Origin of the sequence: Pseudoalteromonas galatheae, from assembly GCF_005886105.2 — a bacterium.
Taxonomy (GTDB): Bacteria; Pseudomonadota; Gammaproteobacteria; order Enterobacterales; family Alteromonadaceae; genus Pseudoalteromonas; species Pseudoalteromonas galatheae.
This window is the reverse complement of record NZ_PNCO02000001.1, coordinates 2,264,891-2,278,453: the sequence shown is the minus strand read 5'-3', so window position 1 is coordinate 2,278,453 and position 13,563 is coordinate 2,264,891. Positions and strand designations below refer to the sequence as shown.

At 36.7% G+C, this 13,563-nt stretch carries 10 protein-coding genes and 1 pseudogene; 10 read left to right on the top strand and 1 reads right to left on the bottom strand.

Translation table 11 applies throughout. The features are described 5' to 3' along the window. Positions 1-18: 18 nt before the first annotated feature. The 10 genes and pseudogenes from CWC29_RS09975 (at position 19) to CWC29_RS09935 (ending at position 11,437) form a co-directional block, all read left to right on the top strand. A complete protein-coding gene (locus CWC29_RS09975) occupies positions 19-1,785 on the top strand; it encodes a P-loop NTPase fold protein (protein ID WP_138523474.1) in 1,767 nt (588 codons plus the stop codon). Between the two features lie 308 nt (positions 1,786-2,093). Further along, positions 2,094-2,438, top strand: a complete 345-nt coding sequence (locus CWC29_RS09970) for a hypothetical protein (RefSeq protein ID WP_138523476.1) — start codon at positions 2,094-2,096, stop codon at positions 2,436-2,438. A 7-nt stretch (positions 2,439-2,445) separates the two neighbouring features. Beyond that, a complete protein-coding gene (locus CWC29_RS09965; protein ID WP_138523478.1) occupies positions 2,446-2,928 on the top strand; it encodes an SLATT domain-containing protein in 483 nt (160 codons plus the stop codon). Between the two features lie 1,000 nt (positions 2,929-3,928). Further along, positions 3,929-5,641: a hypothetical protein gene (locus tag CWC29_RS09960; RefSeq protein WP_138523480.1), complete on the top strand. Its 1,713-nt coding sequence runs from the start codon at positions 3,929-3,931 to the stop codon at positions 5,639-5,641. Further along, on the top strand, positions 5,638-7,359 hold the full coding sequence (locus tag CWC29_RS09955; RefSeq protein ID WP_138523482.1) for a hypothetical protein: 1,722 nt from the start codon (positions 5,638-5,640) through the stop codon (positions 7,357-7,359). The genes CWC29_RS09960 and CWC29_RS09955 overlap by 4 nt, the downstream gene beginning before the upstream one ends. A gap of 243 nt (positions 7,360-7,602) precedes the next feature. After that, positions 7,603-7,779 (top strand): annotated as a pseudogene (locus tag CWC29_RS23720) (helix-turn-helix domain-containing protein); the annotation flags it as partial. A gap of 94 nt (positions 7,780-7,873) precedes the next feature. Next, the gene (locus tag CWC29_RS09950) at positions 7,874-8,737 is read left to right on the top strand and encodes a phosphoribosyltransferase-like protein (protein WP_138523484.1); all 864 of its coding nucleotides are present in this window, start codon (positions 7,874-7,876) and stop codon (positions 8,735-8,737) included. Next, positions 8,730-9,089 (top strand): hypothetical protein, encoded by a 360-nt coding sequence (locus CWC29_RS09945; RefSeq protein WP_138523486.1) that lies wholly within the window; start codon positions 8,730-8,732, stop codon positions 9,087-9,089. Before CWC29_RS09950 ends, CWC29_RS09945 begins: the two co-directional genes overlap by 8 nt. Before the next feature lie 205 nt (positions 9,090-9,294). After that, positions 9,295-10,293, top strand: a complete 999-nt coding sequence (locus CWC29_RS09940) for a reverse transcriptase family protein (protein ID WP_138523488.1) — start codon at positions 9,295-9,297, stop codon at positions 10,291-10,293. A gap of 65 nt (positions 10,294-10,358) precedes the next feature. After that, positions 10,359-11,437 (top strand): IS3 family transposase gene (locus CWC29_RS09935; protein WP_138524894.1). Its coding sequence is split into 2 segments (ribosomal slippage): positions 10,359-10,611 and positions 10,611-11,437, totalling 1,080 coding nucleotides; the frame shifts between segments, so codons are not numbered across the junction. 848 nt (positions 11,438-12,285) lie between these two features. Here CWC29_RS09935 and CWC29_RS09930 read toward each other — a convergent pair. After that, complete coding sequence (locus CWC29_RS09930; protein WP_167815423.1) at positions 12,286-13,476, bottom strand: serine hydrolase domain-containing protein; 1,191 nt, start codon at positions 13,474-13,476, stop codon at positions 12,286-12,288. Between the last annotated feature and the right edge of the window lie 87 nt (positions 13,477-13,563).

Here is a 13,563-nt window from a genome sequence, read left to right as displayed (position 1 = left end):
TATCAAAAGGAGTGAGAGGTGAATCATTACATCACTAGAATTGACAACTTGCTGAAAGATAGTTCGATGCCTCCAATGGTAATGCTTGATGGTAAGTGGGGCTCAGGAAAAACTTACTTCATAAATGAGCATTATATTCCGCATATTAATGTAGTTAGAAAAGAAGAAAAATGTCTGTTTTTCTCAGTATATGGTGTGTCTACACTTGAAGACTTTAAGGACAAACTTCTATCGAAAGCTCTGACTGGGCAAGAGAGCGGAAGTTCATGGTTTGAAGGGGTTAAAAAATCATCACCCTTCATAGAGAAATTATTGTCCGATGGGAACTCTAGCTTTAGCCGTATTGTAGGTGGGTTCGCTGGGGCGATAAAACAAACTTATTTGCAAAACCTTCCTAATATGACGTTGATAATTGATGACCTGGAAAGAATTGAGAAGGATTCTTTGGTCACTGAAATATTGGGAGAGTGTTTGGAGTTAGCTGAAAAACAAAAGATCAAAGTCGTTATAGTATGCAACTCTGAGCAGTTAAAAAATAAACCATTGATTGAAAAGTCATTCGTGGATGTAGTGTCATTTTGTTTGTCTGATGAACAAGCATTCAAAGTTGCTACTGAGCAATATAGTGATTCTTTCGGTGAGAATGCTCTTCAGATCATAGAAAAAGTTGTTAACGATGTTGGTATAACCAATATTAGGGTTTTAAAGAGAGTATTGCATAGGATATTACCTATTTATCAGCGAGCGACTCAGTTAGAAAACATAAACTTAAATGCGACATTGAAAATAATAACAGAGCAAGTAACTTCAATCTGCCAAGCTCACTACGAATTGAAAGCAACATATGATGATATAAAAAAATATGCTTTAGAAAATGATTGGCTCGACTTGCGATTACCAGGTGTAGAAGATGAAACACAAACTTTGCCTGAGCATGAAGAAGCATTACAGAGCCTATTATTAGGCACTCATTACCCTTCCAATGAAATTTTTGATTATATTTATTATGGTGACGCGGATATTGAAGACGATATCTTTAAAAGTAATGTAGTCTCACTGTCTGACCCAGCGTTTAATTTGCTTAGGTATGATTTAAGCGCAATCGAAGACGAAGATGAGTTTGAAAGGAGTGTTCAAGCTTTAAAGAACATTGTTTTTTCTACGACTGAGCCAGTGCCATTTTCTACTTGGTTTGCTGCTGTAGAGTCTTATATTGAGTTGCATCAAGATGGGTTTTTGGACTGTAATGAAATCCAATGTACAGTTAAAGAAATAGATGAACACATTTCTAATATTTATTTTACGTTAAATAATGGAAGACTAAGAGCGCCTGATACCAACAAAAGTTTACTAATGCCCTTGTTTAAAAAGGCAAAAAAAAGGTTCTATGCTCAAGTTCAGAGTAATAAAATTGCAGAGTTCAAAGAAGCATTTAGGGCTGACCCAGTCTCAGCTATGACTAGCAGAGAGTTTAAGCTGCATTATCAAACTACGCCGCTTCTGACGAATATTGAACCAGCCTTTTTCCTAAAAGAGATGCCAAACTGGTCTCACAGAGCTTTGTTGTGTATGGCTGATTATTGGGAAAATAGGTATAGAATGAGCAATGTAGAAGATTATTTCAAAGATGATTTAGATGGGTTGAAGATACTCAGTGAAGGCATGGAAGAAATTAAATTAAATGGGCGGCTTAAAATTGGCTCACTACAGAAATTGAAGAATGAGATTGATCGTAGCTTAGACAAAATAACCATTCGTCTCGGCGATATTGATAAGGCTGATTAAATTTTTCAGATAGCGCGAGTAGCTAGATAAAATAAAAATGGTCTTACCTACGTTAACTGAAAATCTCGGTTTTAACTGAACAAGATGGTTTGTTTAATTCATTTACTTTAAAGGAATATATGGAAACTTTGACATTAAGCCAAGTTTGGCGCTATTTCCGGTGGTTACCTAAGTTCATAATGAAGAAAATTTTTACACAAGAACGCTTAGCGGGAATGACCTATGTAGATATACGGCCTAGGCACAATTCTATTCAAGTTAATCTATGTAAATCACCTAGCTTTTATATTTACTTTCAGGTAATTAACATGTCACCTTTTGAGATTGAGCTCGATAGATCGGAAATAGAGTTTACATGCTCTGGATTTCGATTAAAGGCTAATCACATAAGGAAAACAAAGTTTAAATCAGGGGAAGTCGGGAGCTTCTATGTTGAAGGTGAGATTTCTGAGTCAAATGCAGATGACATTGCAAACTATTCAGAACATAGCTCTGCAATCACAATCCACTGTGATTTTAATTGTGACTTACACAATTTTAGTAAACCACACCACTTCCTAGATGGAGTAAATGTGCAGTTCTCGAATCAGAGCTTTAGGAAGCATCTTGCGGGGATAGCTGAAGACAATAAAAATCAACAGAAAGTTATTTAGGCACAATATGAAAACCCGTCTCGACTTGTTGAAAGAGTGGTATAAAAGAGCTTCTGTAACGCAAGCCGCACATTATTATTCTGCTGGTAAGTTTGGAACACGGAAATATTACCTTGGTGTTCCATCTGTGATTTTAACAACATTAGTTGGCACTTCAGTTTTTGCTGCCTTGCAAAATACGCCTGCTATTTGGTTGCAAATACTTATGGGGCTAGCGAGTGTGACAGCAGCTTTACTCTCCGCGTTACAGACTTTTTTAGGTGATGCGGAACGTAGTGAAAAACACAGAATTGCTGCGGCTAAGTATGGGGCTCTTGGGCGAGAGTTAGAATGCTACCTTTCAAACGGTGGGACTGTAAGTGATGAACAGTTAGCTGATTTACTAAAATCACTCAATACACTAGCTAATGAATCGCCAAACATTCCACTGAAAATTTATCGAAAAGCAGGAGCCACTGAATTGGAAATACTACCTGATAGTGAGAGTTAGAGCATGGCCAAATTACTTAGGTTAGAAAGGGGGATTTTTTGCAACCTTAGACTTCACTTTTATGCCAAGTTATACTTCCATCAAAGTGCTAAGTCATTGAAGTAAAAATGACGCCTTTATGCAAACTTATACTACAAACTCCAATACTGTTGTTTGAAGTGTAAGTCTGCAAATTTGTAGTAAAACCCCGCATAAAAATTGAAATATAACCCTGCAAGATTAATTAAAAGTCTGAGAATTTTTCTGTTTCTTTAGCTTTTCACGCTTATTTTATTAGGCAACTAAGTCAATTCTGTGAAGACAACATGCATATCATAGGCTAACTCTAAAAATACTATGAAGGGATGACCCTTGATAAGATTTTAATACCTCTGTTATCAAACTAGTTTCTGCTGATGCTCCTAAAGTTTCCATTATTCGCGATCAAACTTAGGTAAGTTCTGTATGGGCGAAGAACGCCGCCGAATGGAACGCGTAAAACGCAGAGCCGAAGCCAGAGGTGAGGAGTACATTCCACAGTAACTGCCGAGTGATACTGAGGTTAGCGCACTTCATAAAATCCCCATCGCCAGCAGAAGCAATCAAAACGATTTTGTTCTTTATCTAAGGTTAGAGCCAACAGACTCAATACAAAGCACATATAACAGTTATGGCTTTGCAACAAACGAAGAGCACAAAGGCAGTGTTCCGCTATTAGCCTTTTAAATATCGATCGCTTTTGGAGCGCTGTATATCAAAGAGTTACGAGCTGTCGGTAAAACAAAGGTTATTTGTTAAAAGTTAGGGTAATTATATGGAATTTATAAAGTTTTAGACTAACTTTAATAGTGACCTGCCGCATAGGCAGCTGGAAATGCAAAGGCAGAGGCCAATTTAAAAGCCCCTGAATTTACTGGGGCTTTTTGTTCAAATAAACAGAAATATGTGTATGATTTTTAACATAGTTGCCCAAACAGCTTTATGTATGGATATATAAACGATAACAGGACTGCACATACAAGTGACTAATTTAGAAACAAGAATTTTAGATTCTGCTGCTCAAGATAACTTTGTCGAAGAAATCTTAGAACTCACTGAGCGTGGTTTAGATACGGAGTCAGTTGTAGAAGCACTGACACAATTACATCAAAGTTCGCAGCTCGATGTATTTAAGATATTTTCTTCTGTCAACGTAACAGATGAATATGACAAATACTCAATTCGTGGGCTCTTCTCTAGACTTCTACCAGAGATTGAAGTTGAAGTTATCGAAGTTATTAATCACCTGAATGGATTAAGCGTAAATAATGTCGCTTCTCATGACTTATTTGAATCTTATATAGAATTCTGCGCAAAAGATGAAATAAGAGTTATCAAAAGTCTCGAGTATTCAATAGAAAACAGTGATTCAATATCTCAGTTTATTTCATATTCACTGTTAGCTGGTTCCAAAATACACTTCCAAAAGTATTTCTCAGAAGCGTTATTACTTTCGGCTAGTGGTATTTTATGTGTTAGGGCTGAAGCAATACACGCCTTGGGTAGGTTCAACTATTCAAATCGACTTGATGACACTTATACCGCGTTTATGCACATCTCTAATATAGTTTCGTCTGAACCCACAGCAGAGCTTTATGTCCCAGCAGTAAACTCGCTTACATGGTTAAAGAGAGCAAATGGGTCACTAAGTATTGATGATAGTGTGGAGAAAATTATTGCGCTAACAGATGATAGGGTTTTACTAGAAATTTCGAAAATTGTTATGTTTAACGAAGGAGTTGTTTCAGAAGAAACTTTTAAGAAATTACTTTGTTGCCTAAGCTCTGTTAATCCTCAAAACAAAGCGATTATTCGCAACTTTTCTTACGGATTGAGAAAACAAATTCAAAATGGAGCTATTGATAATTCATTGGCCTTTATTGAGTCATATTTAATAGCAAACTTAAGACATGTCACTCTCAATGACTTTAGTTCTGTGGTGCATGAAATAATAAAACCAGAAAATGAGAAGTTTAACTTCATAGTAACTAAATGGTTAATGTCTAAAAAAGTTGCTTTGCATTCAGCTGTTCAAGATTTATTTGATCACATTCATGGAGAGGAAAGCTCCTTACACGCAGATGAGATGCTTTTAATTAGTGATACTGGCATTAAAATGTATACGGCTAGAAAGGCTGTTGGGTGGCTATTTCACATACCCGTCACAGCTACAAGCTTTCTAGTTTCTTTACTCGAAACGGCAACAGATGAGGAAGCGGAGCAGTTAGAAGGTTTGATATACGAGCCTTTATTGATTAACTATCCGGGTAAAGTAAAAAGATACTTAGAGTCATTGAAAGACGATGAACGTACTCACATTACGACCTCAGTACATAGAGTTTTAGATCGTTTAGCGGTTTATGACGAGGGCCTTGAATCTGCTTGGGGTACAAAAGAGTTATGTTGTCCGCAGTCACATTACGAAACTTGGTATAAAAATTTCGACCAACAGTCAGAGAGGTCGTACAAAGAAAGCGACAAAGGTGGGCTTTCAGAGCTATTTAAAAGTGTAACATTGCTCTATGGAAATGGTTCTATTCATCAAATTTACCATGGAGATGGAGAGCAAAAAAGAGCAGAATTACAGCCCCAGTCGATCGAGTATCGTTATGAATTTCCAAGGCAGGAATCATTGGACCCATATGGTCTAGAACTTCAACTCTCGCAGTTTAAGTACGAAGGAAGTGAACAATGAAATTGATATTAAGGGAATACCTATTAGCTTTGAAAGAGCGTAACGAGCTAGACTCTTTATTGCCTGATTTATTATCTCAAATGGGACTAAGAGTGTTTTCTACCCCAATGATTGGTCCGAGGCAATATGGAGTAGATGTTGCTGCAGTAGGACAGCTAGGTGAAATGGAGAATTCAGTTTATCTTTTTACGGTTAAGCCAGGAGATATAAAAAGAAGTGACTGGAGTGACTCTAGCTCTCAAGGCATTAAGCAATCGCTAGATGATATATTGCAAACATATATTCCTACACATCTACCCAGTGAACTTGGAGAGTTGCCTGTAAAGGTGTGTATTTGTATAGGTGGAGAGATAAAGCAAGACGTAAGGCAGACGGTTAGCAGCTATGAAAAATTTTTTCAAACTGAGCAAGTCAGTTTTGAGGAATGGGACGGTGAAAAACTATCTAACTTGATAAGCGAGCACTTCTTGGCGGAAGAGCTAATGCCAAAAGAAAAACGATTTTTACTCAGGAAGTCAATAGCACTAATTGAAGATCCTGAACTGTCATACGAATCATATGCTAAGTTGGTGAGGTGGTTATGTGGCAAGACATTTAAAAGTGATAAGGAAGCTTTAACTCACATACGACAGCTAAATATATCCTTGTGGATTCTCTTTTCTTGGTGTCGAGAGGCAAATAACGTTGACGCAGCTTATTTAGCCAGTGAAGTTGCATTGTTGAATGCTTGGGAAATAGCAAAACCTTATACTAGTTCAAAGTCAAAAGTTCCTCGTGAGATACTTAATACGTTTTCTTTATGTCTTAATACATATCATACAATTACCAATGAATTTCTCGAAAAATGTGTTACTCCTCATGTCGGGAAAAAACATTCAATCTCAAATGCAGTGCGTGCCAATTGTAAATTTGATGTGAGCCTGAAGCTATTTGATATTTTGAGTCGACTGGGTGTTCAAGGAATATGGTTATCGAATGAAATAAGAAAGCAAGGAAGCGAAGATGAGGGGAAAAGAGAAGAGTTGATTTCCAGCCTTCATCAAGCCTTTGAAGCCATTAAACAGTTAATCGTAAATAACCCAGTATTAATGGCTCCCTTTAAAGATGATCAAGCAATTGATTTATCTATCGCTATTTATTGTTTATCACTAGATGAAGAGAATATTCAATTCATCAAAGACTGGCTTGGTGAAATGGTTTACATTTTACGCCACTCGTATCAGGGTGGGAGAGCGTTTCCCACAGTCAATCTTGACTATGCACAATTGATAAACATCGAAGAAAGTAAGACTAAAGAGCAACTTGAGGAGCTTACGCGGAGTAGTATTTCATATCCGCTTATTGGAGTAATAGCGTCATTACTAGAAATGGATGAAATAAAAGAAGTGCTGTCCGACTTTTGTGAAAACTCATTAAAACATTGTGAAATGCAGTATTGGTATCCTTTAGCTGATACCGAGAAGTTCTTATACACCAATAAAGGCAGGCATGGTGGGGTACTTCATCCTATAGATCTTGTACGCAAGAATGAATTACTTCTAGAACAGGTATTCTCTGAATGTGTGAATACCGACTACTTTGAAGGTTTGACGGCTGTTTCAGAAGGTTTGGAACCTCTAGTGACGATTGCTTGCAGGCACTACCGATATCCACTCCCAATGCACTTTTTTCTGGACGACTATGAGTTGTTTAAACAAAGAGCAAATGCTAAAAGTTAAATTGGGTAAATACTGGTTATTGGAGAATGGATGCGCCTCACTGACTGTAAAGCTCCCCAAGAAATAAAACTAATATTTAGTTGGGCCACTACAGCAAGTTCGCGATATCATGGATGAATGATTGGATATTTAAAATTATAAACGGCCTCATGATGCACTAAGAGATCAATTGAGGCAGCATTATTCTACTAATGAACTGTAAAAAATCTGGGGTAGTTACATCCACGCCTCAAAGAAGCAAGAATAGCAGCAAGTTATACTCATCAGAAATTAGGAATTGAGTAAGGAATGGAACCAAGTACTACCAGTGCAAGAATGAATCAGTATGAAAAAGGAAAACATTTACCTGACTTTTTGACGCTAAAATGTATTTCAGACCTAGTGGAGGTCCCAGTTGCATATTTCTATTGCAATATTGATACGTGATTGGAATAATTTAGATGAATATTTGGGACGGGAAGTAACTTCTTTTTTCACAAATAGAAAAAATCAATAAACTTATAAGTAAACTCTCATGCTAGACATAACCTTAGATGAAAAAAGCTTTAAAATTTTATTTAAACTTAACGAAAAACAACCGTGGCTTAATAAGAAAATAGATAAAGTGAGTAATTTAATCTTTAAAGACTGCGCGAGCGATGAACAAAGAAAATTGGTAATAGATCTTCTTAGTCGATTCACATATATATCTGATCTGGATTTTCCTAAACGTATAAGAGCAATGGCTGATTACATAACAAATCTACCTGGAGCTGAAGACAGTAATACTCAAATTTTAGGAATGTCTGCAAACTCAGACCCAGATAGTGCAGATATGATTTTGTACAATTTAAAGATGCCACTTCAAGAAAATGGATGGACTGATCATATTTCTTCAAAAAACTTTAATAGGTCTAGAAAAAAGTTTAACGATGAAGGTTCACAACACGTTAATATTGTATTAGTTGACGAGTTTGTTGGTAGTGGTCAAACGGTCTTGGGAAGGATAAAAACCTTAAAAAATAGCTATAGTGACTTACTAAGTAAGGTTACTTTTAAAGTTGTTGTTGTTGCAGCATCAACTGTAGGTAAACAAGCAATACATGATGCTGACATAGAAATACATTCACTTTTAGATATAGATAAAGGCATATCTGAGTTTTACTCAAATATTGAGGTGGATGAAAATTTAAAGTTAATGAAAGATTTAGAAAAAATTTTAGCTGAGTCTTATAAAGATAGACAACTTCCTAGTTTAGGTTATGGAGAAACTGAATCACTTTACACAAGGGAAAATGGTAATACTCCAAATAGTGTTTTCCCTATTTTTTGGTGGCCAATCTATAGTGATAATTCAAGAAGAAAACCTATATTAACAAGGGCTATGCAGGATGCGTAAAAGTGATTTAACAATACATCAGCTTATTTTGTTAAGACAACTTTATAGTTCGGCTCATGGATTAAGTGCTTTTACTTTGTTTAAAAAGTTCAGAGGTTCCTTTTCTGATTACTTAAAAGTAATGAATCAATTAGAAAACAAAGAAATGATCGAAAAGAAAAAGGAATACTTTTTTATTATTACGAAGCTTGGGTTTGAGACTGTACTTTTTAATAACAAGCTGAAAGAAGATAAAAACTGGAGAGCAATACCTTCCGAATTTTTGAACAGTCCCCCTTTAAAAAATGATTTTTATATACCTAGCGTAAATTTACTGGATAAAAAGCTTTTAAAAATCTTGAAAGTGCGCTAAATTGTCATTGGCTTGTAGAAGCTAGTACATTAGAGTGAAGTCGCTCTTTGGTTAAGGTGAGCTTTAGCCACATCAAATATAAAAAACCCTGAATAGCTTCGCTATTCTAGTTCTGTATTTAAAACTTGAATGTTTCGCGAGCGAAACATGAAAGTTTTAAATACTTGTGCATAGTAATGAAGGTAGCTTCTACAAGCTTACATTGATGAAAAAAATATCTTTAAGAATGCAAGAGTGGGAACTTTTCTTTAAAAATAAAGGTGTTTCCACTGATTTAATTAATATTTATCTACCGTATATCGAATATTTAGAAAGTCAGAATCTTCCTGTTGTATTTGAAGCAGAGCACTTGTCCAACCTTTTAGGGATTAAACCTGTAATTTTATATAAGATGGTTTCGTCCCCCAGTTCTTTCTATAGAAGTTTCGATATCTCAAAAAAGAAAGGTGGAAAAAGAAGGATTTCTTCACCATATCCATCACTATTAATATGTCAGAAATGGATATATGAAAATATATTAATGGGCTTGAAGACCCATTACTGTGCTCATGGGTATATAAAAAGCAAATCTATTGTTAGTAACGCAAAAGCTCATTTGAATGAACGAGTTGTTTTAAAAATGGATTTGCAGGATTTTTTTGACACAATTACCATTAATTGGGTAATTAATCTATTCTCAAAGCTAGGCTATGCAAATAATGTTTCTTATATTTTAGCATCATTATGCTGCTTTAATGGCGCTTTACCTCAAGGAGCCGCAACAAGCCCTGCATTAAGTAATATTCTTCTTGTGCATCTAGATATGAGAATTTATAGATTAGCGAAAAAATATTCCCTCACTTATACTCGTTATGCAGATGACCTGACTTTTTCCGGTAATTATATTCCTCATACATTCATAGAAATAGTCAATGAAATCATAGTTGACTTTGGGTTAAATGTTAATAAGCAAAAAACGAAACTAATTATTGGAAATAAGCAAAAAATAGTTACTGGTATATCTGTAAAAAATAGCAGGCTTCAGTTACCTAGGAAAACTAGAAGAACATTAAAGCAAGAGCTCTTTTATATAAAAAAGTATGGGTTAATTTCACACATATCAAAACTAAAGATAAAAAAACCTAATTATTTAGACTCGTTACAAGGAAAGTTTGCATTTTGGACTTATGTTGAGCCACATAACGAGTTTGCAAGGCATGTGTAACTCCCCCAAAAAATGAAACAGTTTATAAGTAGAATTTTCCATTAACTAAAATAGGAAAATTTACGATGAGAAAAAGCAAGTTCACCGAAACCCAAATTGTCAGCATGATCAAAGAAGCTGAGTCAGGTATTCCTGTACCAGAAATCTGCCGTAAACATGGCATCGGCCAAAGTACATTTTACAAATGGCGCTCAAAATATGGCGGTATGGAAGCGTCTGATATTAAACGCCTCAAAGAGCTTGAAGAAGAAAACCGTAAGCTAAAAGATATGTTTGCAACGCTTAGCCTAAAGCACTCGATGCTTGAGGATATCATCGCAAAAAAGCTGTAAAAACAAGTAGGCGCAGAGCTTGGGTAGAGCATTTAAGAGCTCAATTTAACGTCAGCGTCGCATTTGCTTGTGAAGTGGCAGGGCTAAGCCGCTCAGTTTTTTATTACAAACATAAACGGCCGTTAGATGATGAAGTTATCGACGCATTACTTGCGCTGGTAGAGCGCCATCCTAGGTGGGGGCTGCCTAAGCTATTCAAAAGGCTTCGCAATAAAGGTAAGCCGTGGAATAAAAAGCGTGTTGAACGCGTTTACAACATGCTAAAACTAAACTTGAGACGTAAGGGGAAGCGCCGTGTTCCAACAAGAACACCTGAACCATTAAGTGCACCGACACAACATAATGAATCGTGGTCAATGGACTTTATGAGTGACGCATTAAGCTATGGACATCGCTTTAGAACACTGAATGTGCTGGATGATTTCAACCGACAAGCACTGGCGATTGAGGTCGATACAAGCTTAACTTCTGAACGCGTTATTAGAACGCTACAACAAATTATTGCTTGGCGAGGAAAACCAAAGCAGATTAGAGCGGACAATGGCCCAGAATTTACTTCAACGGCACTCGAAGATTGGGCAATGAAAAATGACATCAAGTTGGAATTTATAGAGCCTGGCAGTCCTTACCAAAATGGTTTTGTTGAAAGGTTTAATCGGAGTTACCGTGAAGAAGTGCTAGATTTATACTTGTTTGAGTCACTTCAAGAAGTACGTGAAATCACTGATGAGTGGTTAGATATTTACAATTATGAGCGACCACATGATTCACTTGGCGATATGACACCAATTGGTTACCTTGAGGCTGCATAAAATTCTATGAAATAGCTGTACTAAATTGGGTGGAGTTACACATGGGTTAGAATATTTAAGGAGTTTAAGGAGAGAGTTACAGCGTGATTGAAATAGATAACTTTTTGATGAAATTGGCTTAATGAGCTAGTACATGTCAGCCACAGCACAAAGCTGAATCTGAGTAAATCCTCATAGTCGAACCACCCTTTGCAAGGTTATGTTTCAAATTTATGTCAACTTACACTTCAAATGTGCTTTTAAGTGAGTGAAGTTTTACCGTTGTTTATGCAAACTTACACTTCAAACAGCAATATTTGTTGTTTGTAGTGTAAGTCTTATTAATAGTTACCAAAACTATACTAAAACATACTAATTCCTATCTTTCTAAATTTAAAAACTAAATCAAATAAAACACTTATTCTTCGCTCGTTAGATCACACTTTATTAGCGTGTTCCCATAGGTTGGAAAAGTCGTAGGCGCTTTCCAACTGAGTTATGAAAAAAGTGTAACTGCTGTGCAAAAGGTTTGTCGGATGGCGGCGTTGCACGCTTTATTCGACCTACAAATCAACAAAGTAAGTCATATTAATAAATACTTTGTCGTAATCCGCTTCCTCAAGTTTGGCTACTTGTAAACCTAAAGACGGATCTGTGGTCGAAACTCGCGCATACCTAACCTTATTTACGGCAGTTGTTCGTTTAGAAAAGAACATGAAGGCAATAAGCAAGATCTGACTCTAATAATTACTACAAGATTGACCCTCTGCCTTAAGGTGTGGCATCAGCGTCGAATACCAAGCGCGATGGGTTTCAGGCCCTAATAGAATATAACGTCGATGCTTCATTTGCCTAAGCTATCAAATTGACTATTCTATAGAGTTTCTTTTCATAAGCACTTCTAACGCTTGCGAGAGTGCTTTGGGTGCGTTATCTGTATCGCCATTCACTGCCGCAAAATAAGCGCTATTTTGACTAGGATAAAGCAGGCTACTGACCGAAAATGCGACCGTAAAACCGTCATGACCAAAAGCCGTTTTATCTGACTTGACAAACCAGCCCATCGCATACTCAGAATGGCTGTCTTGAATTTTACTATAAGGCGAGAGCAACATTTTGTAACTCTCTTTACTCACAATATTGTCACCTCCCTGCATTCCCTCTAATACCGACGAAAAATAAACAGCAAGGTCAGGTAAACTTATATTCACCGTACCGGCCGGACCATATACTTTTGGAGCAAGCTTTTTTTCTTCAGTTACCCCATGCCAGTGACCATTTTCGTAAATATGCCCTTTAGGCTGATTTGCGCTCTCAAAGCTCGGTTCACCAAAACCATAATTAGTGATGCCTAATTGCCCAAAGACTTCTTCGCCAATAAGCCACTCCCAAGTCTGATTGCTGACTCGCTCTAACATATGTCCTGCTATCACGTAACCAACATTACTATACCAAAACTCACTTCGGGTTTTCACTGCAGCGGTATTAAGCACCTCTTTTGTTAGCTCATATCTTAATTCGGTTAAAGGCTTGGTATTGTCGTACCACTGCTGATTTTTTGCACCTATGTCCTTTTTTAATCCGGATGTCATGCTCAACAGATTCTGTAAAGTGATTGTCTCATGTTCTGGTCGAATTTGGCCTTTAAGTTCAGGAAATATATCTATGACGGTAGTGTCAAAAGTAATGAGGCCTTGTTCCACTAAACGAGCGGCGAGCAAAGCGGTCATAGATTTTGCGACAGAGCCGATCGCCCAACGATCATTATCGCTTACAGGTTCAAGGCTTTGTATATCACGATAGCCAGTGCTGGCAATTTCGTACACTAAGCCATCTTTTACTGTCATAGCCGTAATTGCAGGTACATTATATGCCTGTCGAATACTTTCTAAATGCTGTTTTAATGCACCATCTTGTGCAATACCCACTTCTTTAGGGAGCTCAGTTTCATCAACTAAGGGCGAAGTTTGAGTTATATCCGAACCACACGCGCTTAATAGTAAGGTTAATAACGCTAAATGAGCGAATTTAAAAGATGATTGTAAGTTTGTTAAAAGCAAAGCAAAATCCTTTATGTTGGTTGTTAATGCTCCACTGTAGACTCAAATATTATTGAATTACTCAAAATTAATTTGTTTAAAAATGTA

Bases quoted from the DNA above. Each gene is read 5' to 3' on its own strand.
- CWC29_RS09970 (WP_138523476.1), top strand. From the start codon at position 2,094: ATGTCACCTTTTGAGATTGAGCTCGATAGATCGGAAATAGAGTTTACA.
- CWC29_RS09965 (WP_138523478.1), top strand. From the start codon at position 2,446: ATGAAAACCCGTCTCGACTTGTTGAAAGAGTGGTATAAAAGAGCTTCT.
- CWC29_RS09955 (WP_138523482.1), top strand. From the start codon at position 5,638: ATGAAATTGATATTAAGGGAATACCTATTAGCTTTGAAAGAGCGTAAC.
- CWC29_RS09950 (WP_138523484.1), top strand. From the start codon at position 7,874: ATGCTAGACATAACCTTAGATGAAAAAAGCTTTAAAATTTTATTTAAA.
- CWC29_RS09945 (WP_138523486.1), top strand. From the start codon at position 8,730: ATGCGTAAAAGTGATTTAACAATACATCAGCTTATTTTGTTAAGACAA.
- CWC29_RS09940 (WP_138523488.1), top strand. From the start codon at position 9,295: ATGAAAAAAATATCTTTAAGAATGCAAGAGTGGGAACTTTTCTTTAAA.